The sequence below is a fragment of the Streptomyces sp. GL_148 genome, assembly GCF_057834205.1.
Window position 1 is genome coordinate 384162 of sequence record NZ_JBYQMC010000002.1, and the last position, 24794, is coordinate 408955.

The following is a 24794-nucleotide window of genomic DNA, read 5'->3' on the forward strand; positions in this document are numbered from 1 at the left end:
ACCACCTCGTCACCCGATCAGTGGCCAAGTTGAAAATGCTCACTGTCTCCAGGCGGTGGACGACGCTACTGCCGGTGGTGGAGAAGGTCCTGGCCGGACACGTCCCGGACCCCACGGAGATCTCAGCCGGCCGCCTCGTCCTGATCTACGGCACCCTGGTGACCACCTGGGACGGGGCAAGCGAGGGCACAACAATGTTCTCCGGCAAGCACAGGGACACCGGCTTCAACCTGCAGGTCGCGGCCACTTTGTCAGGGGATCTGCTCGCGGTCCCGGCGCCCGTCCCGGGCTCACGGCACGACATGCATGCCTGGCGGCAGTCCCACTTTCCCGGGACGTTCGCCAACCGGGAGGACATCGGTGACCTGGGCTACCTCGGCTCCGGGATGCTGACCGCGAGACGCAAGCCCCCAGGCCGGGAACGGCCCGCCGGAGACAAGGTCTACAACCAGAGCATCGGCAAACTCCGCGCCGCGGTCGAGCGGGCGATCGCGCACCTGAAGGACTGGAAGATCCTCGCCACCCGCTACCGCGGCGCCCTCCAAACCTTCCCCCTCATCACCAGGACCATCACCGCCCTCGCCTTCTACAAGAAGGGCTGGTGAACCCCGTGAATAGGCCTCCTGGCGAGGGTGTGCGGCTGGAGGCGGCCGCCTCGCCATGGCCGGGCGAAATAGCAGGTCAAACACCATTCAAGCCTGCCCGAACCGGGCCTTCTGCAACACCCTTTAGACATCATCTCATTTGGCCAGTCGGCGGTAGCAGATGAGGGTGCAGGCAAGGCTGGAGAAGGCGAGGAAGTGCTCGGCCTTGCGTTCGTAGCGGCGGTGGAGTCGTCGGCAGCCGGCGAGCCAGGACATGGTCCTTTCGATGACCCATCGGTGGCGGCCGAGCCGTTGTGAGGACTCGATGCCTCTGCGGGCGATGCGGTGTTTGATGCCGCGTCCGCGTAACCATCGTCGCAGGTGGGCGTAGTCGTAGCCCTTGTCCGCGTGGAGCTTGCCGGGCTTGCGTCGTCGGCGTCCGTGGCGGGAACGGATGGGCGGTATGCCGCGAACGAGGGGCTCGAGGGCCTGGCTGTCGTGCAGGTTGGCGCCCGAGATTGCGACGGACAGGGGCAGACCGGTCCGCTCGGTGATCAAGTGGATCTTCGAGCCATACTTGCCCCGATCGACAGGATTCGGACCTGTCAGATCCCCCTTTTCAAGGCCCTCATGTTCACCGAGTCGATCGCGCAGCGGGACCAGTCGAGCTCGCCGCGGGCGCCTCGTTCGTCGAGGACCAGGCGGTGGAGCTTAGCCCACACGCGGGCCTTGCTCCACTCGGAGAACCGTCGGTGGGCTGTCGCCCCCGAAGGGCCGAACGATGCCGTGGGCAGCTGCTGCCAGGTGCAACCCGACGTCGCGACGAACACGATCGCGGCCAGTACTTCACGGTCACCGTGCCGGCGCCGTCCACCGCCTTGGGGCCGCGACGGCGCCTCCGGCACCACCCGCTGGAACAGCACCCACAACTCGTCCGGCACCAGCCGCTCAACGATCCCCACCATGAACGAGAGCCTACCCCGCGAGGACCAAATGAGATGACTTCTTAGCCCGACCCGACGTCACAGAAATACCCTCGTAGGGTCCTCGCTGCGAGATCCTCGATGCAGACTTTTGGAGCTCCAACTGCTGTAGGCAAACGCCTTTCAGGTGTTTGCCTACAGTTACCTAAGTTGCATGTCGAGCGGCGCGCCATCATCAGTTTTTCGTACCGGCTTACCGATGCTGCTGGAAGGCACCACCCCCAGAGCAGAGGAGATCCGATGTATAAATCTGTGTTCTTGCAACCGACAGGGAGGCACCGCAGGGCGGTGATCCCACGGCAAGCCGTTCGCGCACGTAAGGGTCGAATCACCCCCACACCCTCTGAAGGGACAATCTTCTGGAATCATTCACTCTCCCGCGAAACATCTAGAGTCGTAGCGGGTGCCATCCTTACCTGCCTGGTTCTGACTGTGCACCTATTCGGCCTCCCCTTCTCCTTTCACCACCCGGGGAACGACCAGCCCGCTGAATCGACCGCTATCACCACCTCGCCCACTAAAGACCTCCCACGTAATTACTGGGGCAAGGGTGAGGCGGAGAAAAGCAAGAGGAGCCGCCAGACTACTGGAACTCGCGAGGCGAGGGTAATAGCACAGCCTATCGAAGCCGTGGCAAGTCCACGCTGCAATCTGCAAGGCTCATCAACGCTTGAGCTGGCTAATGGTACGGAATCCGTCTCCGCGAGAGTTCCACACTCAGATAGCACGCAACGCCGTCGACTTGGCCCGCAACCAGTCCCCGCCCTCAGGACGGCAGGAAGCTCCGTTTTTCTCGCCTCAAACCAAAAGAATGGTTCAATTAAGGCGGCATGCATCGACGATGTGCGATTCGGCGAGGAAAACGAAAGCATCCGCCTATTCCAGCGCGCCCTGATTGACCATAGCAGTAACATCCCTGCGGGCGCAACTGGCCTATTCGGAAAACAGACTCAGGCAGCCTATGCCGCCTTCAAAGAACACCGGAAAATTTCGAAAAATGTGCCTCGGGAAAGGGTGTTCGCGCTCCTCGGACTGCAGCCAGCCGGCCCACTTGAAACGACCCGGCTTGCTTCGCCTTTGGCAAGCAATACGGTCTCGTACAAATTCGGAGTACGTCATGAGAGGTATGCGGCGGGTTTTCACACAGGAGTTGACTATGCGGCACCTGCAGGGGCGAGTGTATATGCTGTCCGAGCAGGAAAAATTGAATATACTAAATCTGACCCGACGGGGTATGGCAAGTGGATCGGACTTCGAGCGGACAACGGACGGCTGTATGTATACGCTCATCTCTCGCAGATCAGCGTGCAGGCTGGAGCGCACGTCTCCGCAGGCGACGCGATTGGCTCCGTAGGTTCGACGGGGCACGCAATCGGTCCGCACCTTCACTTTGAAGACCATCCCGAAGGCGTGTTTAAGTATGGGGAGGTGCGAGAGCCGCAATGGTAAGAGTTGTCGCGTAAGTGGTTCCGTGAGGCTTATTCACGGGGGTTCGTAGCCCGATTTCCTTGATCGTGAAGAGGGCCCTGCTGCGTAGCCTGATGTTTGCGAAGACGTCAGATCATTACCGGGGCAGGGCCGTTGAGCTGGGACGTTACGACAGGGCTGGACAAGGATCAACTGGGCGGGCTGGTGGAACAGGTCCACCGGGCGTTGGTGGAGGATCCGGACCGGACGGTGACGCCGGGGCGGATGTGGGTGCTGGGGCTGTACAAGTCGGTGGTACTGGTGCTGTTCCTGCTGCGGCAGAACCCCGTCCAGGAGGCGGCCGCGGAGCTGTTCGGGATCTCCCAGGCCACTGTCTCCAGGCGGTGGACGACGCTACTGCCGGTGGTGGAGAAGGTCCTGGCCGGACACGTCCCGGACCCCACGGAGATCTCAGCCGGCCGCATCGTCCTGATCGACGGCACCCTGGTGACCACCTGGGACGGGGCAAGCGAGGGCACAACAATGTTCTCCGGCAAGCACAGGGACACCGGCTTCAACCTGCAGGTCGCGGCCACTTTGTCAGGGGATCTGCTCGCGGTCCCGGCGCCCGTCCCGGGCTCACGGCACGACATGCATGCCTGGCGGCAGTCCCACTTTCCCGGGACGTTCGCCAACCGGGAGGACATCGGTGACCTGGGCTACCTCGGCTCCGGGATGCTGACCGCGAGACGCAAGCCCCCAGGCCGGGAACGGCCCGCCGGAGACAAGGTCTACAACCAGAGCATCGGCAAACTCCGCGCCGCGGTCGAGCGGGCGATCGCGCACCTGAAGGACTGGAAGATCCTCGCCACCCGCTACCGCGGCGCCCTCCAAACCTTCCCCCTCATCACCAGGACCATCACCGCCCTCGCCTTCTACAAGAAGGGCTGGTGAACCCCGTGAATAGGCCTCCGTGGCTGGTGGCATCAGAGGAAGGCCAGCGGGACGTCCTTCTCAATACAGAGCCGCAGGGTGCCCGCCAGCTGGCGGGCACCCCCGATGTGCTGCAGGAGCTGGTTTGCCGCCTTCCCGTGCCCAGTGGCCGGTGATCGCCTCCAGCCGGACCAGAATCGAAGCGCACTCGGCAGGCGAGAGGTCGTCACCGCCGGCATCCGGATGATCGGGGAGTGGCTCCAGAGCGGTGAACATCTCGCTCCATGGACGCTCGCCGCCGAAGCCTCACATCTCGGAGAGACCCCCGTTATGTTCTTCGCGGTCCTGCAAGAGGGCCGCTGGCCTCCAGGCCCGGCATGACTGTGTCCCCCTGTCGAACGGATGACAATGCCGTTGCTTTTGGGGTGGGCGGGCGTTGAGCCGTTCGTGTTGGTGTCGCGTCTGGAGCGGCTGGGGATTGGGAGCTTGACCCGATCGTGCCCGCCGGAGCTGGTGGACCAGGTCGTTGGTGTGACGGGTTGCGGTGAGAAGCGCCGACGGGCCTTCCCCCGTGAAGGTGGGCACGCGGCTATTGGTCACGCGGCGAGCGTGAGTTTAGCGGTGTGGTGTCGTCGTTCGTATTCGTCGGGGCTGAGGTGGCCGTTGGTGGAGTGCCGGCGGCGGGTGCTGTAGCGGGTCAGCCAGGCGAAGACGGTCCTGCGACAGGTGTCGGCGTCGCCGTAGTCGTGGGCGCCTTGGAGGGTCTCGCGTTTCAGGGACGCGTGGAAGCTTTCGCAGGCCGCGTTGTCGGCGCTGGTGCCGACCGCGCCCATCGACCGGGTGACCTTGAGCTGGTCGCAGAGGCCGGCGAAGGCCCTTGATCCATATTGGGGTCCGTGATCGGAGTGGAACACCGCCCCGTCCAGCGAGCCGCGGGTGCGGGCGGCCATCCGCAGAGCGTCGGCGACCAGATCGGTGCGCATGTGGTCGGCGATGTACCAGCCGACGATCTTGCGGCTGAAGCAGTCCAGCACCGTCGCGAGATAGAGGAACTTCCCGCCCGCGAGCGGGAGATACATGATGTCAGCCATGTACTTGCGTCCGGCTCGGGGGCGGTGAAGTCCCGCTGGAACAGGTCTGGAACCGGTGAGGCTGCCGGGTCGGGGACCGTGGTGCGGACGCGTCCGCGCAGGCGGATCCCGGCGATGGAGTACGTCCGCATGACCCGGGCGACCCGCTTCTCGTTGACCCGCCGCCCTTTCTCGCGGAGCTCGGCGGTCACGCGCGGGGAGCCGTAGGCGCCGCCGGACTCGCCGTGGACCTCACGGATCTCCTCGGCCAGGACCCGGTCCTCCTGCTTCCGGGCGGCCCGGGCCTCGGCACCGGCGAGCCACTTGTAGTAGCTGGACCGGTTGACGTCCAGGACCTGGCAGAGCCGCTTCACCTCAAAGGTGGCCCGGTGGTCGTCAACAAACTGGAAGCGGCTCCTCACCAGTTCGTCTCTCCGGCGAAATACTTGGCCGCCTTGCGGAGGATGTCCCGCTCGGTGGCGAGCTTGCGCTCACTGGCCTCGAGTTCCGCCACCCGGGCCTCCAGGCGCCGGACCCGCTCGTCCGGATCCGCAGGCGTCACCGCCGCCCGGTGGGCGGCCGGCTTCGCACCTGCGGCGGTGACGCCGCGACGTTCGCGGTCCCGCAGCACCCATTCGCGCAGGGTCGCCCGGTTGATGCCCAGGTCAGCGGCGATGTTCTTATACGTCGCCCCGGGTGTGGACGCGTACAGGGCCACGGCATCAGCCTTGAACTCGTCCGAATAGTCCTTTAGCGCCATCGACGGTCTTCTCGCTTCCTCCGGATCAAGCAGATCCAGTATCAGCGTGTCCACCACTCAGACCGCGTTTGAGATCTGTCAGCGGATGCGTTGCAGTGGTCGTCGTCCGGTCCGGACGACGGGCCTGCCGCGTGTGAGCCGTCGCAGTATGACGTCGGTCATGGCCCAGCGGATCATGGTTTCGGAGTGGGCCGGGCTGCGTTCGTAGTCGCAGGCCAGGCGCCGGCGCATGGTGATCCAGCTGAACGTACGCTCTACCGCCCACCGCTTGGGCTGGACCTGGAAGCCGCGCTGTCCGGGCTGTTTACGGACGATCTCCACGGTGCGGCCGAGGATCTCCTGGGCCCAGACCACGAGGCGGCCGGCGAATCCCTGGTCTGCCCAGATCAGCCGTACCGTCGGGTGGTCCAGGCGGGTCCACAGCAATGGCCGCTTGGCGCCGTCCCGGTCCTGGACACTCGCTGCAACGACGTGCACGGCCAGCAGCAGGCCGAGGGTGTCGGTGACGATGAACCGCTTGCGGCCCTTGGTCTTCTTGCCCGCGTCGTAACCGCTGGTCTCCTTCGGCACGGTGTCGGCGGCCCGCACGGACTGCGAGTCGATCAGAGCGGCCGACGGTTCCGCGTCCCGACCGTCCGCCTCGCGAACCTTTGCACGCAGCGTGTCGTGGATCTTCTCCACCGTGCCCCCGTCATGCCACCTGCTGAAGTACCAGTACACCGTCTCCCACGGGGGAAAGTCCTTCGGCAACTGCCTCCAGGAGCAGCCCGTCCGCACCACGTAGAAGATCGCGTCCACGACCCGGCGTCTGGGGTGTTTCTCCCGCCGTCCACCCTTCGGCCCGGTCCGCGGCGGCGGCAGCAACTCATCGATCAGTGCCCACTGTTCATCCGTCAGATCCGACGGGTAGCCCTCCCCGACAGCGCTCATGCACCACTCAACGAGCCAGTCCCGCCGCCGCAACGCCAGATCTCAAACGCGGTCTCAGGGGGAGGCCCCCCATTCCTGGTGCGTGGTTCCAGGCCGAAGCCCTCCATCCCGCCCTTCCCCAGCCGAGCCGGCACTCCCGCCTCGGTCAGCGATCTCCGATCGCCTACGAGAACGACTTCCAATGAACAGAAACTACCCTGGCCCGAGCCGCATAGACATGTACAAAATCCGGGGTCAAGGCCCCACCTCGGCCTCGCCACCCGCCTCATCACCCACCGACACGTCCAGCGCCTACGCCAGGACCTCTAAGCGTCTCTCCTATCGCTCTCTAAAATGCCCACTCTATGAGTTGACCCCCAGCCAAGCGATCAAAGGATCCGTATGCACACCTTCAACGTGACGCTAATTTTGGCCACTGACGGAGATATCTACATTCCAGCCGAAGAGATAAGCTCCTTACTGCACACACTGGCTGATTCTATTAACGAAGCGCTAGGCGAGCCAGGTGAAGGGGAATTTGCGATAGTCGTCAACGAAATACGCCGACTCAACAGGGTTGCAGAGCAAATAGACCTCGAGATGCTGCTAATGTGACTTAGCCTCGGTCACGGCAGCTGTAGTTCGTGATCATGGCTGGTCGTGACGGTGGTGTCGTTGCTGGTGGCAGGCGGTTGCGACGGCCTGGTGATGGCGTCTGAAAGCGATCCAGTGCAGGACGTGGTCACGGTCGCGGGCTGGCGGGGGTAGCACGAGGGCCCGCAGGAGACGGATGAGCTCGGGACAGGTCAGCGGGACAAGTCCAGGCTGCGGCTCGGAGTCTTCATGGACGGCTGCGGCCGTGAGGGCGAGGACGGCGGCGGCGATCAGGGAGAACAGTGAACCTTTTCAGCGGTGCCCCTCCAGGGTGAGGATGGCTTTGGTGATTGACGTGAGTTTGTTCGGGCTGGTTCGGGCTTTGCGGAGGATGCGCCAGGTCTTGATCCGGGCGATGGCTCTCTCGACGGGCCACCGGAGTCGGGAGTGTGCCCGGTTGACGGACTTCTGTTTGACGGTGAGGTCTTTGCCGGGTCGCCGGCGGTGTGGGACGGCGACGATGTCGCCGGCTCCCTGGTAGGCCTTGTCCGCCAGGACGGGGATGCCGAGGCGGATGCATGTGGCGATGATCCGGTGCCGACGGGCCGCGGTGAGATCGTGGATCCGGCCCGCGAGAGCGGGTGAGATCCAGACCCAATGCCGTTAGGTTAACCTGCTCCTCCATCGTGTATGACGGACGTTCAGGGGTGCTCGTGGAGCCCGAGTTGCGTGATGTGGTCAGCGTTGGGCTGCTGGCGCGGGTGTATCCGGCTGGGCTCGTTGACGAAGTGCTTGAGGTGTGCGGGCGGGTGGAGCGGCGGTCTCGGCTTCTGCCGGCCCGGCTGATGGTGTACTTCGTCCTCGGGATGGCGTTGTTTTCGCCGGATCCGTATCTGGAGGTCATGCGCAAGACGACGTTCGGGCTGCGGCAGATCGGCCTGCTGGGGGCGTGGCGGGAGCCGAGCAAGCCGTCCATCTTTCTGGCGCGTCAGCGGCTGGGAGCCGAACCGTTGCGGGAACTGTTCACCCGCGCCGCCGTACCGCTGGGCGGGCCTGCGGACACCTGGGCCTTCTGGCGTGGGCTGCGGTTGATGGCGGTGGACGGCACCTGCGTCGACTTGGCGGACACTGCGGCCAACGAAGAGGAGTTCGGCCGACATGGCGGCCGGCCGAAGGCGGGCAAGGAGCCGTACAAGCGGGCGGCGTTCCCGCAGGCCAAGATCGTGGGACTGGTGGAGTGCGGCACACACGCCGTCGTCGACGCGGTGGTCAGCGCGTACTCGGTCCACGAGTCGCTGACCGCCCAGGGCCTGGCCCGGTCGATGGGCCCGGGCATGTTGATCCTGGGCGACCGGGGCCTGCCAGGCGTGGATCTCTGGCGGGCCTGGCAGGCCTCCGGTGCCGATCTTCTCCTGCGGCTGGCCGGCCAACGCTACAAACTCGAGCCTGACCGGCTGCTGCCCGACGGGTCCTGGATCACCACGATCTACGGGTACCAGGACCGTCGACGGGAGCACGGTATCCAGGTCCGCGCGCTGCGCTACCAACTCGACGAGGGTCAGGAAACCTACACGCTGCTGACCACGCTGCTCGACCATGAGTATTACCCCGGAGCGGAGTTGGCCGCCCTCTACACCGAGCGGTGGGAAGTGGAGACGACCTTCAAAGAACTCAAGACCCAGCAGATCGGAGCGGGCACGGTCCTGGCCAGCAAGACCGTGGACGGAATCCTCCAACAGATCTGGGGCCACCTGCTCGTGCACTACGCACTGCGCGTGCACATGTTCGAAGCAGCCCGCGCCAACGCCGATGCCCTCGACCCCGACCGGCTGTCCTTCACCACCTGCCTGCGAGCCGCCCGTCGCATCGCCTTGATGCCTCCGGCGGACTTTTCCCCCTCATCACCTCAGCCCTGCCCACCTGATGCTTGATGAACTCCTCGCCAACGTGAACCCACCCAGGCGACCGCGGACGAGTCCTCGTGTCATCAAACGCATCATCTCCCGATACCTCATCAAGAAGCCTGACGACCGGCAGGCACCCACTCCACCCCGCAACCCCACGCTCATACCACCCCCACCCGGCCCTTAACCTAACGGCATTGGATCCAGACCAGGTCTCCGTCCGGCGCGGTGATGACCTGCATGTTTACCCCGTGGCGGCGGTGTTTGCCCGAGTAGTCGGCGCGGCCGTCACCAACCCGGTCGCACTCGGCGAGGGTCCCGTCCAGCAGGACATACCGGGCGTCCGCCGTTCTCAAAGCCGCGGTCAGGCCCGGCGCCCGGCCTGCCAGGAGCGCCACAACGCCGTGAACGTAGGCGTGGGTGGTACCCACGCTGATCCCGAAACCCGCCGCGATCTGAGTCAGGGAGGCTTATTCACGGGGGTTCGTAGCCCGATTTCCTTGATCGTGAAGAGGGCCCTGCTGCGTAGCCTGATGTTTGCGAAGACGTCAGATCATTACCGGGGCAGGGCCGTTGAGCTGGGACGTTACGACAGGGCTGGACAAGGATCAACTGGGCGGGCTGGTGGAACAGGTCCACCGGGCGTTGGTGGAGGATCCGGACCGGACGGTGACGCCGGGGCGGATGTGGGTGCTGGGGCTGTACAAGTCGGTGGTACTGGTGCTGTTCCTGCTGCGGCAGAACCCCGTCCAGGAGGCGGCCGCGGAGCTGTTCGGGATCTCCCAGGCCACTGTCTCCAGGCGGTGGACGACGCTACTGCCGGTGGTGGAGAAGGTCCTGGCCGGACACGTCCCGGACCCCACGGAGATCTCAGCCGGCCGCCTCGTCCTGATCGACGGCACCCTGGTGACCACCTGGGACGGGGCAAGCGAGGGCACAACAATGTTCTCCGGCAAGCACAGGGACACCGGCTTCAACCTGCAGGTCGCGGCCACTTTGTCAGGGGATCTGCTCGCGGTCCCGGCGCCCGTCCCGGGCTCACGGCACGACATGCATGCCTGGCGGCAGTCCCACTTTCCCGGGACGTTCGCCAACCGGGAGGACATCGGTGACCTGGGCTACCTCGGCTCCGGGATGCTGACCGCGAGACGCAAGCCCCCAGGCCGGGAACGGCCCGCCGGAGACAAGGTCTACAACCAGAGCATCGGCAAACTCCGCGCCGCGGTCGAGCGGGCGATCGCGCACCTGAAGGACTGGAAGATCCTCGCCACCCGCTACCGCGGCGCCCTCCAAACCTTCCCCCTCATCACCAGGACCATCACCGCCCTCGCCTTCTACAAGAAGGGCTGGTGAACCCCGTGAATAGGCCTCAGGGTGTCGTTCTTCTTCAGGTACACCAGTGCGGCCAGGGCCCGCTCGGAGGGCGGCAGCTTGCACCGGCGGTCACCCTCCCGGGTGACGATCAGCATCGTCACCCACTCCACGAGGGCATGCGGAACATCGAGTACGGCACGATAGGGAACCAACAGAGCCCCCAGGCTGAAGAGTTGAGCATCGATACCTTGCTCAACAGCCCGGGGGCTCTGCCCGTTTCACCACCACCTCGTCACCCGATCAGTGGCCAAGTTGAAAATGCTCAGTGACCAGCGCATCCAGGAGTTCCAGCAGGTCACCTGGCCCTGGTCGAGCCCGGTGAAGCCCTTGGTGAACTGGAAAGCTTCCTCGATCCTCCACCTGCGGCAGATCACTTCCACCAGCGTGGCCAGCGAGACGTCGCCGGGCGCCCAGCAGCGGAAATAGGACACCTCACCGGTGTAGCGATGCCGGCGCGCGACCAGCACACTCGCCCCGGCCGCGTTCTCGTTCTCGTTCTCGTTCTCGTTCTCGTTCTCGTTCTCGTCGGGAGTGTCGTCGGGGCGGACGTCGGGCCAGGCCCAGTCGTACTCGCGGGTGCCCTTGGTGCCGTGTCCGGTCTGCCGGCGCATCCACTGCCCGGGCCGCACTCTGTTGATCAGTTTGCGGGCCTCCCGGCGGTGGCCCGCCCCGTCGGTGACCTGGTACGAAGCCGGGACGGCGACCGCATAGCCGAGCCCCAGCGAGCGTATGCCCCGACGCAGTTCACGGCCGCAGTACACCTCGTCGCCCGCGAACCAGCGGGCTGCGATCCCCGTGGCGAGCGTGTTGGCGACCATGGCCAGCGCCTGCTGCGGTTTCGTCGCGAAGACGATCCGCTCCGGCACCCCGGCGGCCTCGCGGCGTTCCTCGTCTGCGGCCCAGTCCGCCGGGAGGTACAGGACCCGGTCAATGATCACCTTCGTGGTCGCGGTGACCGCCGCCAGGTGCACCGCCACCTGGCACAGACCCACACCACCGATCGCCCCCGAGTACTGCCTGCCGGCTCCCACACAGTCACGGCAGCTGTAGTTCCGTTGTTTTCGCTGTTCGGGGGCTTGCCGGGGTGGGTTCGGGTGTGAGGGCGGCCACCGTGATCATGAACGTTTGTGACGACGTATCAAGACGCGGTGGCCGTGGAGGCCACGATAACCGAGCGGGTGTGGGGCGAGGCATTCGGAAGGGCGATGAAGGCGGTCGCGGGCTGTTTCGCACGGTGTGAGGCACGTGCGACGGCGGCGGAGCTGATCACGGGGCTGTTGCTGGAGCTGGATACGCGCAATTGCTGGACTCTCGGGCAGGCGCTGGGGCATCCGGGACCTCACCGGTTGCAGCACCTGTTGTCTCGGGCCCGGTTCGATCACGGCCTGGCCCGGAGGGAGATTGTCGGTCTGGTCGTCGATGAACTTGCCGGGCAGAAAGTGGTGTTGGTGGTGGACGAGACGGGGGATGCGAAATCGTCCACGGACTGTGTGGGTGAAGTTGACCCCTGAACTTGGACAGCGTGTGCTTACGCTGCGGGGGTGAGGTCTTGCTGCAGCAGGGTCCGGGTTTCGAGTGGGGTGAGGTATCCGAACTCGGGGTGCTTGCGGAGCCTGGCGCGGTTGTACTCGACCTCGATGAAGCGGAAGACGTCGGTGCGGGCGGCCTCGTGGTTCTCCCAGACGGTGGTGCCGATCTCCGCTTTCATCAAGCCGAAAAAGCTCTCAGCTGCGGCGTTATCGTAACATGAGCCGGTTCGTCCCATGCTCTGCCTCAGGCCCAACTCCTGTACCGCCTGGCGGAATTCGCCCGAGGTGTACTCCGACCCGCGGTCGCTGTGCATGATGCAGCCGGGCTGGAGGTCGCCGCGGCCGGCGGCCATGCGCAGTGCGTCGGTGACCAGTCCGGCCCGGTGGTGACTGGCCATCGCGTACCCGATGATCTCGCGTGTCCCCAGGTCGAGCACGGTCGCCAGGTACCACCAGCCCTGGAGCGTCGGCAGGAACGTGATGTCCCCGACCAGCTTCACGCCCGGCTGAGGAGCGGTGAAGTCGCGTCCGACCAGGTCAGGAGCGGGTTTGGCCTTGCGGTCGGGCTTGGTCAGGCCGCGCCGCTTGCGGCGCGTGACGCCATGGATGTCACGCTCGGCCATGATCCGCACCACCTTCTTCCTGTTGACCGTCCGGCCTCGTCTGCGCAGTTCGGCGTGGATGCGTGGGGCGCCGTAGGCTCTTCGGGAGCCAGGGCCGCCGTGGATCGCCCGGATCTCGTTGGCCAGCTCGTCCTCGGAGGCCTGCCGCGCCCGGGCCGCCGGGCGCGCGGCCTTCCAGGCGTAGTACGTCGAGCGTGGCACCTCCAGCACGCGGCATAGCAGCGACAGCCCGGGTATCGGCTGGTCATCGGGGGTGTCGGGGTGGGAATCGGCTCTCTGCGCGTCGATGAAGCCGCACACTGTGGCGGTGTCTACTTCAACGTGTCCGTCGCGAAGAGAGCCGTGGCTTTTTTCAGGATGGTCACCGTCTGCTCCAGCTCGCGGTTGCGCCGACGGAGCCGTCCCAGTTCCTCCCGCTCGGCGCTGGTCAGCGCCCCGGAACTGCCCTGACCTCGGTCAACGGCCTCCTGCTTTACCCAACCCCGCAGGCCTTCGGGACTGACCCCGAGGTCGCGGGCGACCTCGGTCACCGTCTTGTCCGACGAGCGGGCCAACGCGATGGCATCCCGTTTGAACTCGGCCGTGTATCGCTTGTTGCTGTTGCTCTTCTTACTCACTGCCTGGAACTGCTTCCTCCGGAACGATTCGTCCCAGTATGAGGCTGTCCAAGTTCAGGGGAAAAACTTCACTATGGCCATGGCGTACTTGAAGCCTCGGCGGCCTGCCGGTCCGACAGACCGGGCAGGAACTACAGCACGCAGACGGTGGCCAGCTGGGCGGGCGAGAGGCCGGGGCGCCCGTCGCGCGGGTACCAGTCGGCGAAGTCCTCGTCGCGCCACAGCCCACCGAGCCGGTCGCGCACCCATATCGCCGTCGCGCCATCCGGGTTGCCCGCCCGCGCGGCAGACCCAACCTCAGAACGGTTCAAGATGTCCGACCAGTCCATCAGCCAGCACCGCCGCCGCCAAACGGGCCAAAGTCCACCATATAACCTGGAAGATCCTCACCCGCTACCAAGGCCGCACACAGCACCATCGTGATCCCTGTGCGTGTCGCGGTGCCCTTGGGCGGCCGTCCGCATCGAAAATTGCCGTATGAACGGGACCGTAGCTGACGCACTCATGTACGCCTGGTTCTTCTTGGCCATCCTGTCCACGGCCTATGTGGCGTACGACGCGTTCACACAGAATCCGGAACTCGTGGTGATGAAATGGGGCTGGGTGCTGGTCACCCTCTACATTGGTCCGATTGGCGCGGCCCTTTACGTGCTGTCCTGCAAAGAGCCGCGACCGGGTGTCCACGAGCAGTTCACAGCCCCACTATGGAAGCAGGCTCTCGGCTCGACAATCCATTGCGTGGCCGGTGACGCGACGGGCATCATGGTGGCGTCTGTCGCTGCCTCCCTACTGGGCCTCGCACCCTGGGCCGACGCAGTGCTCGAGTACGTTGTGGGCTTCGGCCTCGGATTGCTGGTCTTCCAGGCCTTGTTCATGCGCGACGAGCTTGGTGGAAGCTACGCAAAAGCGGTCCGCTCGACGGTGTTCGCCGAGTGGCTGTCGATGAATTGTGTGATGGGTGCCATGGTCGCCGTGAACGTCATCATCCGCAGCCATGTGCCAGGTGCGCAGGGCGTTTCCGACGTGGGTTTCTGGGCGACGTTTTCACTAGCCGTGCTAGCCGGATTGGTGTGCGCGTACCCAGTCAACGTCTGGTTGGTCGCCAACCATCTCAAACACGGTATGGGCACCGTGGCGGTATATGGCGACGGTAACTCCCTACTTCAGCATGCAACTCCGACCGCCGCCATGGCCATGGCAGAGCCTGATGTGACTGGCGCGCAGAAGGCTGCCATGGCTACGCTGACCGTCCTATTTCTCGCGTTTGGTGTAATCCTCGCCGCACTCTTCGGCCATCTAGCCTAACCTCGCCGTTTCGGTTGGGTACGGCAGCTGGTACTGCAGCCGTGAGTGTCTGTTGGGTGTGTGACGCGTTGGTCTGTTCGTGGGTTGAGATTCCCCCGGGGTGCGGAAGTGGCTGGTGGAGTGTCAGATGGGGATCGTGAAGGGAGATGTCACGATGTCCGCACCGATGAAGTACCCGCTGGAGTTGCGTGAGCCCCTCTCTGTCAGTCTTGGGTGAGACATCCCGCTTTGTCGGGTTAGCCTGAGAGGGCACGACAGGAGTACCACCCCTCATGACCAGCAAGAACACCTCCGGCATAGATCCAGCGCCGAGGCCGAAGCGTCGCACCTTCTCTCCCGAGTACAAGCTGCGGATCGTGGCCGAGTACGACGCCGCGCCCAAGAACGAGAAGGGCGCGGTCCTGCGCCGCGAGCGCCTTTACCACTCGCACGTCACCGAGTGGCGGGCCGCGCGGGACGCTGGGGCTCTGGAGAACCTGGTCGACCGCCGGACGAGTCCGGCCCGTCCGAAGAAGTCCGGCCTTGAGGTGGAGAACGAGAAACTGCGGCGCCAGGTGGAGCGGCTGGAGAAGGAACTGGCCCGGAACAAGGCCGCGTTGGAAGTCCTGGGAAAAGCGTCGGCGCTCTTGGAAATGATCTCCGAGAGCGCGGACTGACGCACGCCGCCGGGCCGGTCGTGGACGCCGCGTTCAACGGGATTGAGGGCGAGCTGGGCGTCACCGCCGCGTGCCGGCTGACCGGCCGCTCACGGGCCACCCACTACCGCAGACTCAAGCCCGCACCGCTGCGCGAGCACACACCGAGGCCAACGCCGCCCTCGGCGCTGGACGCGGACGAGCGGGCCGCGGTGCTGGAGCTGATGAACTCGCCCGAGTACGCCGAGCTGCCACCGGCCCAGATCTGGGCCCGTGAGCTGGACGCCGGCCGCTACCACTGCTCTGTGTCTCGACGATGTACCGGATCCTGCGGGAGCGGAGGCAGTGCGGCGAACGCCGCCGCCAGGCCACCCACCCGGCGAAGGCCGTGCCCGAGCTGGTCGCCACCGCACCGTCGCAGGTGTTCACCTGGGACATCACCAAGCTCGCCGGACCGGACAAGGGCATCTGGTATCACGCCTACGTCGTCATCGACATCTTCAGCCGCTACGTCGTCGGCCACACCGTCGAGAAGGCCGAATCCGCCGAACGGGCCGAGGAACTGATCCGCGAGACCATCGAGTGCAACGGCCTGATACCCGAGACCGTGCACGCCGACCGCGGCACCTCGATGACCAGCAAGAAGGTCTCCCAGCTCCTGATCGACCTCGGCGTCACCAGAAGCCACTCACGCCCCAAGGTCTCCAACGACAACCCCTACTCGGAGGCCCAGTTCAAGACCACCAAGTACGTTTCCGACTACCCCGAGCGGTTCGATTCGCTGGCCCACGCCCGCGAATGGTTCGACGCGTTCACCTCGTACTACAACCACGAGCACCGGCATTCCGGCATCGGCTACCACACCCCGGCCAGCGTCCACTTCGGCACCGCCGACGAGGTCCACGATCAGCGAGCCACCACCCTCGCCGAGGCATACGCCCGGCACCCTGAACGCTTCGGCCACCGCCCCAGACCACCCCAGATCCCTCAGCAGGCATGGATCAACGACCCGGCCAAGCGCCAGGAACCCGCACTACAAACCTCATAGCGACACAACCGTCTCACTTGACTTGAAATCTTCCGGGGCGGGCGGTGGCCATGTATCGGGCCGGTGATCCGTCACATGGCGAGGGATCTGGGCGTGCACCACGAGGCCCTGCGCAACTGGATCCGCCAGGACGAGGCCGACCGCGGTGAGCGCGGGGATCGGCTGACCAGCGAGGAGAACAGCGAGCTGGTGGCTCTGCGGAAGGAGGTCCGGGACCTGCGCCGGGCGAACGAGGTCCTGCGCACTGCCTCGGCGTTTTTCGCGGCCCAGCTCGACCCGACCCGGCCCAGGTGACCGCGCTCATCGACGAGCACCCCCACCTGGGAATCGAGCTGGTACTCCGGGAGACGAACACCCTGCCCTCCACCTACTACCGTCGGCGCCGCAGGCAGAAGAACCCGTGCCGCCGTGAGCGCGAGGACGCTGCACTCCTGGAGATGATCAGAGAGATCCACACCCAGTCGCACGGTGTCTACGGCTCGCCGCGAATCCACGCGGCACTGGCCCGGCGCGGGATGAGGGTGGGCCGCAAACGGGTGGAGCGGCTGATGCGCCAGGCCGGCATCCAGGGTGTCAGCGACCTGGAGTGGAGCCCCGAACAGATCGCCGCCCACCTGCGCGCTCTGTGGCCGGACCGGCCCGAGCGACACCTGTGCCACGAGAGCATCTACCGGGCGCTCTACCAGGGTGCGAAAGGCGTCCTGAGCAGAACACTCACCAAGAAGCTGCGGACCGGCCGGCCGCTGCGCAAGCAGCGCCGCAAGGCCGACTAGCGCGCTCCGCGGTTCGCCGTGCCGGCGACACTCATCGACGAACGCCCGTCCGTCGTCGAGCTCCGCGAACGCACCGGCGACTGGGAGGGCGATCTCATCACCGGGTGGAGCAACCGCACCGCCATCGCCACACTCGTCGACCGCCGCACCCGTTACGTCCGCCTCGTCGCCTTGCCCGACGGACACAGCGCGGACCAGGTCCACGCCCGCCTCACCGAGGCCCTTCAGGACCTTCCCGATTTCGCACGTATGACGCTCACCTGGGACCAGGGCGCCGAGATGGCCTGCCACGACCGCCTCGCACCGCTGTTCCGCGACGGCGTCTTCGTCGCCCACCGCGGCAGCCCCTGGCAACGCGGCACCAACGAGAACACGAACGGCCTGCTCCGCCAGTACCTGCCGAAGGGCAGCGACCTCTCAGTCCACACCGCCGACGACCTCCAAGCCATCGAGGACCGCCTCAACAACCGACCCCGAAAGACACTGGGATGGCAGACCCCCGCCGAGCTCTTCGCAGGCGCTCTGACAGCATGACACCAGCAACGTTGCGACGATCATGCGAATCCACCTTAGACGTCATCTCATTTGGCCAGTCGGCGGTAGCAGATGAGGGTGCAGGCAAGGCTGGTGAAGGCGAGGAAGTGCTCGGCCTTGCGTTCGTAGCGGCGGTGGAGTCGTCGGCAGCCGGCGAGCCAGGACATGGTCCTTTCGATGACCCATCGGTGGCGGCCGAGCCGTTGTGAGGACTCGATGCCTCTGCGGGCGATGCGGTGTTTGATGCCGCGTCCGCGTAACCATCGTCGCAGGTGGGCGTAGTCGTAGCCCTTGTCCGCGTGGAGCTTGCCGGGCTTGCGTCGTCGGCGTCCGCGGCGGGAACGGATGGGCGGTATGCCGCGAACGAGGGGCTCGAGGGCCTGGCTGTCGTGCAGGTTGGCGCCCGAGATTGCGACGGACAGGGGCAGACCGGTCCGCTCGGTGATCAAGTGGATCTTCGAGCCATACTTGCCCCGATCGACAGGATTCGGACCTGTCAGATCCCCCTTCTCAAGGCCCTCATGTTCACCGAGTCGATCGCGCAGCGGGACCAGTCGAGCTCGCCGCGGGCGCCTCGTTCGTCGAGGACCAGGCGGTGGAGCTTAGCCCACACGCGGGCCTTGCTCCACTCGGAGAACCGTCGGTGGGCTGTCGCCCCCGAAGGGCCGAACGATGCCGTGGGCAGCTGCTGCCAGGTGCAACCCGACGTCGCGACGAACACGATCGCGGCCAGTACTTCACGGTCACCGTGCCGGCGCCGTCCACCGCCTTGGGGCCGCGACGGCGCCTCCGGCACCACCCGCTGGAACAGCACCCACAACTCGTCCGGCACCAGCCGCTCAACGATCCCCACCATGAACGAGAGCCTACCCCGCGAGGACCAAATGAGATGGCTTCTTAGAACCCAAGGAGCACCTGGGGGTCATTCTTACGGGAGCAACGACAACGGGGCCCGCAAGGTCTGGCGTCAGCTCCGGCGGGAAGGCGTCGATGTCGCACGGTGCACCGTCGAGCGCCTCATGCGAGTCCTCGGCCTGGCCGGCGCGGTGCGCGGGAAGAAACGCTTCACCACCGTCCCGGATCCGGCCGCGGCCCGGCCGAACGACCTGGTGAACCGCAACTTCACCGCCGAGGCGCCCAACGAATTCTGGGTGACCGGCTTCACTTACGTCGCCACCTGGGCGGGAACGGTCTACGTCGCGTTCGTCATTGAGGTGCCCCGAAGTTCGCGGACTCCCGCCATGCAAGAGATACTTACCTTGACCAAAGGATAGGTAAGTGGCAAAGCGCACGACCCCGTACTCGGCAGAACTCAAAGAGCGAGTAGTGCGGGAAGTACTCGACAAATCACGCCCCCACGCGGATGTCGCCAAGGAGTTCGGTGTCACCGAGAGCTCGTTGAGTCGTTGGGTCGCCCAGTACCGGAAGCGGCACCTCGCAGGCGAACCGATGGCAGATTCCATCGCCGCGGACGAGCGTGTCCGCGAGTTGGAGAAGAAATTGCAGGAGGTCACCACCGAACGGGACTTCCTAAAAAAAGCGGCAGCCTTCTTTGCCCGCGACCATCGGTGACCGAGAAGTATGAGTTCATCGACGGCGAGAAGGATAATTTCCCGATCACGGGCATGTGCACCTGGCTTGACGTTTCCACCTCTGGTTTCTACTCCTGGAAAATGCGACCGGCTTCGCCCACTTTTGAGCGGCGTGAAAAACTGAAGCTCATCATTCGTCATGTCTTCGACGAATCCGATGGCACCTACGGATACCGCCGAGTTCACGCCGCCCTCGGCCGCAAGGGCGTCGAGGCAGGGCCCGAGCTGGTGCGTCTCCTGATGCGGGACCTGGACCTGGTCCCCTGCCAGCCAAGGCCCTGGCGGATCACGACCGTGTCAGACAATGATCAGCCGGCACTCCGGGACTTCCTCGGACGCGACTTCACGGCCGCCGCTCCCGGACAGAAACTGGTGGGAGACATCACATACATCCACACCTGGGACGGCTTCCTCTACCTGGCGACGGTGATTGACTGCCACACCAAGGCCGTTGTCGGCTGGTCCATGGCGAACCACATGAAGACATCCCTCATCTCGGACGCCGTCGACATGGCAGCGGGCAATATCAAGCTCGCTGATGGATGCATATTTCACTCTGACAGAGGAAGCCAGGGTGGATTCAACTGGTCGTCGCAACACCTCGTGATCATGGAGGTGTGTAATGGGTCTGCCGAGGAAGCAAGGGTCGCAGCCGCCAGCAGGTCTGCGTCGGCAGTGGGCTGCGGATAGGGCGATGCGGCCGCCGATGCGCTCACCGGGCCGGCCTGAGCCATCGCGCGCTGTGCAACGAGACTTCTGGCGCCTGATCGCCTCGGGGATCACTTCTGTCCAGGCTGCCGAGGAGGTCGGGGTGTCGGCACGGTCGGGATCCGATGGTTCCGACACGCTGGCGGGATGGCGCCGCTGAGTCTGGACGAGCCCTCGGGCCGGTACCTGTCGTTCGCCGAGCGTGAGGAGATTGCAGTGCTCAAAGCTCAGGACAAGAGCGTGCGTGAGATCGCCCGCACGATCGGGCGAGCTCCGGGAACGATCTCTCGCGAACTGCGTCGCAACGCCGCGACCAGGAGCGGCAAGCCGGTCTACCGCGCTGTGGTAGCCCAGTGGAAGGCGCAGCAGGCCGCGAAGCGCCCAAAGACGGCGAAGCTCGTGGACAACGACCGTTTGCGTGAGTATGTGCAGGACCGGCTCGCCGGTGACATCCGTCGGCCCGACGGCACGATCGTTTCAGGTCCTGCGACGGCACCGTGGAAGGGACTGAACAAGCCCCGCCGCCAGGACAGGCGGTGGTCGACGGCATGGAGCCCGGAGCAGATCGCGCGCCGGCTGCGGGTCGACTTCCCTGATGATGAGTCCATGCGCATCAGCCACGAGGCGATCTACCAGTCGCTGTTCATCGAGGGCCGGGGCGCGCTCAAGCGCGAGCTGGTCACGTGTCTGCGCACGGGCCGTGCGCTGCGGGAGCCAAGGACGCGGTCCCGAAACAAGCGGCAGGGCCACGTCACCGCTGATGTCGTTTTGAGTGAGCGCCCGGCCGAGGCCGACGATCGTGCTGTCCCTGGCCATTGGGAGGGCGACCTGATCATTGGGACGGGTAGGTCCGCGATCGGCACGCTCGTCGAGCGCAGCAGCAGGTCCACGCTCTTGGTCCATTTGCCACGGCTGGATGGCTGGGGCGAGGAACCGTATGTGAAGAACGGGCCATCGCTCGGCGGATACGGGGCCGTCGCGATGAACGCGGCACTGACGGAGTCGATGACCAAGTTGCCCGAGCAGCTACGCAAGACCCTCACCTGGGACCGCGGGAAGGAGCTCTCCGGTCACGCCCAGTTCGCCATGGAGAGCGGGACGCGGGTGTTCTTTGCTGACCCCCACTCGCCCTGGCAGCGACCGACGAACGAGAATACCAACGGGCTCCTGCGACAGTACTTCCCGAAAGGCACGGACCTGTCTCGGTGGTCCGCCGAAGACCTCGAAGCCGTCGCATACGCACTCAATAGCCGGCCCCGCAAGATCCTCGGGTGGAAGACACCCGCCGAAGTCTTCGAAGAGCAACTACGCTCACTTCAAAAACCTGGTGTTGCATCGATCGGTTGAACTCGCCCAGTACACTTCACAAGAGTTCCGAACGAAACTTCAAAGGATGCAAATGCGGCCCTCGGTCGGCAAGACCGGAGTCTGCTGGGACAACGCCATGGCCGAGTCTTTTTTCGGAGCCCTGAAGAACGAACTCGTGTATCGCACTACCTTCCCGTCCCGGGAACACGCACGCAAGGCGATAGTGCGGTACATAGAAGTCTTCTACAACCGTAGACGCCTGCACTCGGGACTTGGGTACAAGACCCCGCAAGAGGTTCACCGCGAATACGAGAAGATACAGCTCGCAGCGTAAGTTTCTCGCGCAAGCACAGTCCGTTTTCCTCGGTGCCCCTCACATCGACGTGTTCTCCCGTCGGGTCCTGGGCTGGCGCACAGCCGGACATATGCGGACCGAACTCGTCATGGACGCGCTCAACATGGCCATCTGGACGCGTCGGCGTGAAGGCCGCCATGACCTGGCCGGGCTGATCCATCACAGCGATGCGGGCAGTCAATATACGTCGGTTCGCTACAGTGAGCATTTTCAACTTGGCCACTGATCGGGTGACGAGGTGGTGGTGAAACGGGCAGAGCCCCCGGGCTGTTGAGCAAGGTATCGATGCTCAACTCTTCAGCCTGGGGGCTCTGTTGGTTCCCTATCGTGCCGTACTCGATGTTCCGCATGCCCTCGTGGAGTGGGTGACGATGCTGATCGTCACCCGGGAGGGTGACCGCCGGTGCAAGCTGCCGCCCTCCGAGCGGGCCCTGGCCGCACTGGTGTACCTGAAGAAGAACGACACCCTGACTCAGATCGCGGCGGGTTTCGGGATCAGCGTGGGTACCACCCACGCCTACGTTCACGGCGTTGTGGCGCTCCTGGCAGGCCGGGCGCCGGGCCTGACCGCGGCTTTGAGAACGGCGGACGCCCGGTATGTCCTGCTGGACGGGACCCTCGCCGAGTGCGACCGGGTTGGTGACGGCCGCGCCGACTACTCGGGCAAACACCGCCGCCACGGGGTAAACATGCAGGTCATCACCGTGCCAGACGGAGCCCTGGTCTGGATCTCACCCGCTCTCGCGGGCCGGATCCACGATCTCACCGCGGCCCGTCGGCACCGGATCATCGCCACATGCATCCGCCTCGGCATCCCCGTCCTGGCGGACAAGGCCTACCAGGGAGCCGGCGACATCGTCGCCGTCCCACACCGCCGGCGACCCGGCAAAGACCTCACCGTCAAACAGAAGTCCGTCAACCGGGCACACTCCCGACTCCGGTGGCCCGTCGAGAGAGCCATCGCCCGGATCAAGACCTGGCGCATCCTCCGCAAAGCCCGAACCAGCCCGAACAAACTCACGTCAATCACCAAAGCCATCCTCACCCTGGAGGGGCACCGCTGAAAAGGTTCACTGACCGCCTGGCCGAAGCCGGCGCCGCACCCAGCATCGGCACCGTCGGCGACGCCTACGATAACGCCGCGGCCGAGTCGATGACCGGTCTCTGCAAGACCGAGCTCATCAAGATGCAGGCCCCCTGGCGCACGTTGGACGAGGTCGAGATCGCCACCCTGCCCTGGGTCGACTGGTACAACGAGCGACGACTCCACGGCTCCGCGGACAACCTCCCCCCGATTGAGTACGAGACCGTCCACCACCGTTCACACCAGCCCGCCCAAGCAGCCTGAAAACCACACATCAACGCCTCCACGAAAACCGGGGCGGTTCAATCCGGACGAGTTCAAGGCCGATGCCGTGGCCCTGTACGAGTCCACACCTGGGGCGACGTACAAGAGCATCGCCGCTGACCTGGGTGTCAACCGGGCGACCCTGCGTGAGTGGGTGCTGCGGGACCGCGAACGCCGTGGGGTCACCGCCGCGGTCGCGAAGCCGGACGCCCGGCCTCAGGCGGCGGTGCCGTCCGCTGATCCGGACGAGCGGGTCCGGCAGCTGGAGGCCCGGGTGGCCGAGCTTGAGGCAAGTGAGTGCAAGCTCGCCACTGAGCGGGACATACTCCGCAAGGCGGCCAAGTATTTCGCCGGAGAGACGAACTGGTGAGGAGCCGCTTCCAGTTCGTTGACGACCACCGGAACACCTACGAGGTGAAGCGGCTCTGCCAAGTCCTGGACGTGAACCGGTCCAGTTACTACAAGTGGCTCGCCGGTGCCGAGGCCCGGGTCACCCGACAGCGGGAGGACCGATTCCTGGCCGAGGAGATCCGTAGGATCCACGGCGAGTCTGGCGGCGCCTACGGCTCCCCGCGAGTGACCGCCGAGCTCCGGGAGAAAGGGCGGCAGGTCAACGAGAAGCGGGTCGCCCGCGTCATGCGGACGTTCTCCATCACCGGCATCCGCCTGCGCAGACGCGTCCGCACCACCGTCCCAGACCCCTCAGCCTCACCGGTTCCTGATCTGTTCCAGCGGAACTTCACCGCCACCGGACCGGGTCGGAAATACATGGGCGACATCACCTATCTGCCGCTCGCGGGCGGGCAGTTCCTCTACCTCGCCACCGTGCTGGACTGCTTCAGCCGCAAAGTCGTCGGCTGGTCCATCGCCGGCCACATGCGCACCAGCCTGGTCACCGACGCACTGCAGATGGCCGCCTCGACCCGCGGCGGCCTGGATGGCGCCGTGTTCCACTCCGACCACGGGGCCCAATACGGTTGGCCTTCGCCGACCTCTGCGAACAGCTCGGGGTCACCCAATCCATGGGCGCGGTCGGCACCAGCGCCGACAACGCGGCCTGCGAGAGCTTCCACGCGTCCCTGAAACGCGAGACCCTCCAAGACACCCGCGACTACGGCAACGCCGACGCCTGCCGCAGAACCGTCTTCGCCTGGCTGACCCGCTACAACACCCGCCGCCGGCACTCCGCCAACGGCTACCTCAGCCCCAACGAATACGAACGCCGACACCACGCCGCTAAACTCACGCTCGCCGCGTGATCAATAACCGCGTGCCCACCATCACGGGGGAAGGCCCACCGTCCGGGTTCCACCCGCCAACACCGGGGAATGAACAACATCAACTGACGGACCGGGGGTCAATCTTCAACCGGCCAGGGTGGGTCACGATTCAAGCGCCGCCGACAGAATCCTTTCATCGCGCGTTCCCGCTGCCGGGTCGGTTGGTGGGAGTTCTCTGCCCGGTTGTTCAATCCCTTGTGGGAGCGGTGTTCCACCGATGGCCTCACCTCACCGTGTGCGGCCCCGTAGGAGCGGAGCTTGTCGGTGACAACGATCCTGGGCACCGTCCCGGTGGTCTTCATCAACCGGCGGAAGAAACGCCTGGCCGCGGCCTTGTCCCGCCGGTTCTGGACCAGGATGTCCACCACATGGCCGTCCTCGTCGACGGCCCGCCACAGGTACTTCCACTCCCCGTTGATCTTGATGAACACCTCGTCGAGATGCCACTTATCGCCGGGGCGGGGGCGCCGCCGGCACAGCGCGTTCACGTAGGTCTGGCCGAAGTTCAGACACCAGCGACGGATCGTCTCGCAGGAGACGATCACGCCGCGCTCGACCATCAGCTCCTCGACCTCACGGAAACTCAGAGGGAAGCGGAAGTACAGCCACACACAGTGAACC

At 65.3% G+C, this 24794-nt stretch carries 21 protein-coding genes and 14 pseudogenes; 22 read left to right on the forward strand and 13 right to left on the reverse strand.

What is annotated here, in order from left to right:
* Positions 1-74 precede the first annotated feature (74 nt).
* The gene (locus tag AC3IYI_RS41370; RefSeq protein WP_489412160.1) at positions 75-605 is read left to right on the forward strand and encodes a transposase family protein; all 531 of its coding nucleotides are present in this window, start codon (positions 75-77) and stop codon (positions 603-605) included.
* A gap of 135 nt (positions 606-740) precedes the next feature.
* Here the strand turns inward: AC3IYI_RS41370 and AC3IYI_RS41375 are convergent.
* Positions 741-1549, reverse strand: a protein-coding gene (locus AC3IYI_RS41375; protein ID WP_489412161.1) for an IS5 family transposase whose coding sequence is annotated in 2 segments (ribosomal slippage) — positions 741-1201 and positions 1201-1549 — 810 coding nt in all. Because the reading frame shifts where the segments join, the coding sequence is not laid out codon by codon here.
* Between the two features lie 258 nt (positions 1550-1807).
* On the opposite strand from AC3IYI_RS41375, the gene AC3IYI_RS41380 reads away from it, so the two are divergent.
* From AC3IYI_RS41380 to AC3IYI_RS41390, 3 genes are all read left to right on the forward strand, one after another.
* Entirely contained in the window at positions 1808-3016 is a 1209-nt protein-coding gene (locus AC3IYI_RS41380; protein ID WP_489412273.1) for a M23 family metallopeptidase, read from the forward strand.
* 132 nt (positions 3017-3148) lie between these two features.
* Positions 3149-3928: a transposase family protein gene (locus tag AC3IYI_RS41385; protein WP_489411985.1), complete on the forward strand. Its 780-nt coding sequence runs from the start codon at positions 3149-3151 to the stop codon at positions 3926-3928.
* 387 nt (positions 3929-4315) lie between these two features.
* The gene (locus AC3IYI_RS41390) at positions 4316-4600 is read left to right on the forward strand and encodes a transposase domain-containing protein (RefSeq protein ID WP_489412274.1); all 285 of its coding nucleotides are present in this window, start codon (positions 4316-4318) and stop codon (positions 4598-4600) included.
* On the opposite strand, the pseudogene AC3IYI_RS41395 reads toward AC3IYI_RS41390, so the two are convergent.
* Positions 4504-5737, reverse strand: a pseudogene (locus tag AC3IYI_RS41395) (IS3 family transposase). The gene AC3IYI_RS41390 and the pseudogene AC3IYI_RS41395 overlap by 97 nt on opposite strands.
* Before the next feature lie 78 nt (positions 5738-5815).
* Positions 5816-6667, reverse strand: coding sequence for an IS5 family transposase (locus tag AC3IYI_RS41400; protein ID WP_489409039.1), 852 nt, complete (start codon positions 6665-6667; stop codon positions 5816-5818).
* A 381-nt stretch (positions 6668-7048) separates the two neighbouring features.
* On the opposite strand from AC3IYI_RS41400, the gene AC3IYI_RS41405 reads away from it, so the two are divergent.
* Complete coding sequence (locus tag AC3IYI_RS41405; protein WP_489412162.1) at positions 7049-7261, forward strand: hypothetical protein; 213 nt, start codon at positions 7049-7051, stop codon at positions 7259-7261.
* A gap of 33 nt (positions 7262-7294) precedes the next feature.
* Here the strand turns inward: AC3IYI_RS41405 and AC3IYI_RS41410 are convergent.
* Together AC3IYI_RS41410 and AC3IYI_RS41415 are read right to left on the reverse strand one after the other, a co-directional pair.
* A pseudogene (locus AC3IYI_RS41410) lies at positions 7295-7546 on the reverse strand (IS701 family transposase); the annotation flags it as partial.
* A gap of 6 nt (positions 7547-7552) precedes the next feature.
* Positions 7553-7894, reverse strand: a pseudogene (locus AC3IYI_RS41415) (transposase family protein); the annotation flags it as partial.
* A 59-nt stretch (positions 7895-7953) separates the two neighbouring features.
* Between AC3IYI_RS41415 and AC3IYI_RS41420 the strand changes: the two are divergent.
* The gene (locus AC3IYI_RS41420) at positions 7954-9171 is read left to right on the forward strand and encodes an IS4 family transposase (RefSeq protein WP_489412120.1); all 1218 of its coding nucleotides are present in this window, start codon (positions 7954-7956) and stop codon (positions 9169-9171) included.
* A gap of 173 nt (positions 9172-9344) precedes the next feature.
* On the opposite strand, the pseudogene AC3IYI_RS41425 reads toward AC3IYI_RS41420, so the two are convergent.
* Positions 9345-9611: pseudogene (locus AC3IYI_RS41425) on the reverse strand (helix-turn-helix domain-containing protein); the annotation flags it as partial.
* A gap of 106 nt (positions 9612-9717) precedes the next feature.
* Between AC3IYI_RS41425 and AC3IYI_RS41430 the strand changes: the two are divergent.
* Positions 9718-10497, forward strand: coding sequence for a transposase family protein (locus AC3IYI_RS41430; protein ID WP_489412073.1), 780 nt, complete (start codon positions 9718-9720; stop codon positions 10495-10497).
* 8 nt (positions 10498-10505) lie between these two features.
* Here AC3IYI_RS41430 and AC3IYI_RS41435 read toward each other — a convergent pair.
* Both AC3IYI_RS41435 and AC3IYI_RS41440 read right to left on the reverse strand, forming a co-directional pair.
* Positions 10506-10670 (reverse strand): annotated as a pseudogene (locus AC3IYI_RS41435) (helix-turn-helix domain-containing protein); the annotation flags it as partial.
* Positions 10671-10781: 111 nt separating this feature from the next.
* Positions 10782-11564 (reverse strand): annotated as a pseudogene (locus AC3IYI_RS41440) (IS701 family transposase); the annotation flags it as partial.
* Between the two features lie 81 nt (positions 11565-11645).
* On the opposite strand from AC3IYI_RS41440, the pseudogene AC3IYI_RS41445 reads away from it, so the two are divergent.
* Positions 11646-12014: pseudogene (locus AC3IYI_RS41445) on the forward strand (transposase); the annotation flags it as partial.
* A gap of 32 nt (positions 12015-12046) precedes the next feature.
* On the opposite strand, the gene AC3IYI_RS41450 reads toward AC3IYI_RS41445, so the two are convergent.
* From AC3IYI_RS41450 to AC3IYI_RS41460, 3 genes are all read right to left on the reverse strand, one after another.
* Entirely contained in the window at positions 12047-12970 is a 924-nt protein-coding gene (locus tag AC3IYI_RS41450) for an IS3 family transposase (RefSeq protein WP_489412163.1), read from the reverse strand.
* Positions 12971-12981: 11 nt separating this feature from the next.
* A complete protein-coding gene (locus AC3IYI_RS41455) occupies positions 12982-13287 on the reverse strand; it encodes a transposase (protein WP_489412164.1) in 306 nt (101 codons plus the stop codon).
* Positions 13288-13418: 131 nt separating this feature from the next.
* Positions 13419-13598 (reverse strand): hypothetical protein, encoded by a 180-nt coding sequence (locus AC3IYI_RS41460; protein ID WP_489412165.1) that lies wholly within the window; start codon positions 13596-13598, stop codon positions 13419-13421.
* Between the two features lie 166 nt (positions 13599-13764).
* On the opposite strand from AC3IYI_RS41460, the gene AC3IYI_RS41465 reads away from it, so the two are divergent.
* The 5 genes and pseudogenes from AC3IYI_RS41465 to AC3IYI_RS41485 all read left to right on the forward strand — a co-directional run.
* Entirely contained in the window at positions 13765-14592 is an 828-nt protein-coding gene (locus tag AC3IYI_RS41465; protein WP_489412166.1) for a DUF4396 domain-containing protein, read from the forward strand.
* Positions 14593-14864: 272 nt separating this feature from the next.
* Entirely contained in the window at positions 14865-15248 is a 384-nt protein-coding gene (locus AC3IYI_RS41470; protein WP_489412167.1) for a transposase, read from the forward strand.
* A gap of 295 nt (positions 15249-15543) precedes the next feature.
* Positions 15544-16275 (forward strand): transposase, encoded by a 732-nt coding sequence (locus tag AC3IYI_RS41475; RefSeq protein WP_489412168.1) that lies wholly within the window; start codon positions 15544-15546, stop codon positions 16273-16275.
* Between the two features lie 63 nt (positions 16276-16338).
* Complete coding sequence (locus AC3IYI_RS41480; RefSeq protein ID WP_489412169.1) at positions 16339-16569, forward strand: transposase; 231 nt, start codon at positions 16339-16341, stop codon at positions 16567-16569.
* A gap of 26 nt (positions 16570-16595) precedes the next feature.
* A pseudogene (locus AC3IYI_RS41485) lies at positions 16596-17582 on the forward strand (IS30 family transposase); the annotation flags it as partial.
* 47 nt (positions 17583-17629) lie between these two features.
* On the opposite strand, the gene AC3IYI_RS41490 reads toward AC3IYI_RS41485, so the two are convergent.
* A protein-coding gene (locus AC3IYI_RS41490) for an IS5 family transposase (RefSeq protein WP_489412170.1) occupies positions 17630-18438 on the reverse strand; the annotation gives its coding sequence in 2 pieces (ribosomal slippage) (positions 17630-18090 and positions 18090-18438; 810 coding nt in all).
* A gap of 91 nt (positions 18439-18529) precedes the next feature.
* Between AC3IYI_RS41490 and AC3IYI_RS41495 the strand changes: the two are divergent.
* From AC3IYI_RS41495 to AC3IYI_RS41535, 9 genes and pseudogenes are all read left to right on the forward strand, one after another.
* Positions 18530-18799 (forward strand): annotated as a pseudogene (locus AC3IYI_RS41495) (IS3 family transposase); the annotation flags it as partial.
* Positions 18800-18860: 61 nt separating this feature from the next.
* Positions 18861-19154: a transposase gene (locus AC3IYI_RS41500; protein ID WP_489411963.1), complete on the forward strand. Its 294-nt coding sequence runs from the start codon at positions 18861-18863 to the stop codon at positions 19152-19154.
* Positions 19151-19864 carry an IS3 family transposase gene (locus AC3IYI_RS41505; protein WP_489412171.1) on the forward strand — a complete coding sequence of 238 codons (714 nt, stop codon included), beginning with the start codon at positions 19151-19153 and terminating at the stop codon, positions 19862-19864. Before AC3IYI_RS41500 ends, AC3IYI_RS41505 begins: the two co-directional genes overlap by 4 nt.
* Positions 19865-19868: 4 nt before the next feature.
* Positions 19869-21229, forward strand: a pseudogene (locus AC3IYI_RS41510) (IS30 family transposase).
* A gap of 4 nt (positions 21230-21233) precedes the next feature.
* A pseudogene (locus tag AC3IYI_RS41515) lies at positions 21234-21524 on the forward strand (integrase core domain-containing protein); the annotation flags it as partial.
* A gap of 43 nt (positions 21525-21567) precedes the next feature.
* Positions 21568-21750, forward strand: a pseudogene (locus AC3IYI_RS41520) (DDE-type integrase/transposase/recombinase); the annotation flags it as partial.
* 109 nt (positions 21751-21859) lie between these two features.
* The gene (locus tag AC3IYI_RS41525; RefSeq protein ID WP_489412172.1) at positions 21860-22609 is read left to right on the forward strand and encodes a transposase; all 750 of its coding nucleotides are present in this window, start codon (positions 21860-21862) and stop codon (positions 22607-22609) included.
* 44 nt (positions 22610-22653) lie between these two features.
* A complete protein-coding gene (locus AC3IYI_RS41530; RefSeq protein WP_489412275.1) occupies positions 22654-22893 on the forward strand; it encodes an integrase core domain-containing protein in 240 nt (79 codons plus the stop codon).
* A gap of 67 nt (positions 22894-22960) precedes the next feature.
* Positions 22961-24152: pseudogene (locus AC3IYI_RS41535) on the forward strand (IS3 family transposase).
* 146 nt (positions 24153-24298) lie between these two features.
* On the opposite strand, the pseudogene AC3IYI_RS41540 reads toward AC3IYI_RS41535, so the two are convergent.
* A pseudogene (locus AC3IYI_RS41540) lies at positions 24299-24784 on the reverse strand (IS6 family transposase); the annotation flags it as partial.
* Positions 24785-24794: the final 10 nt, after the last annotated feature.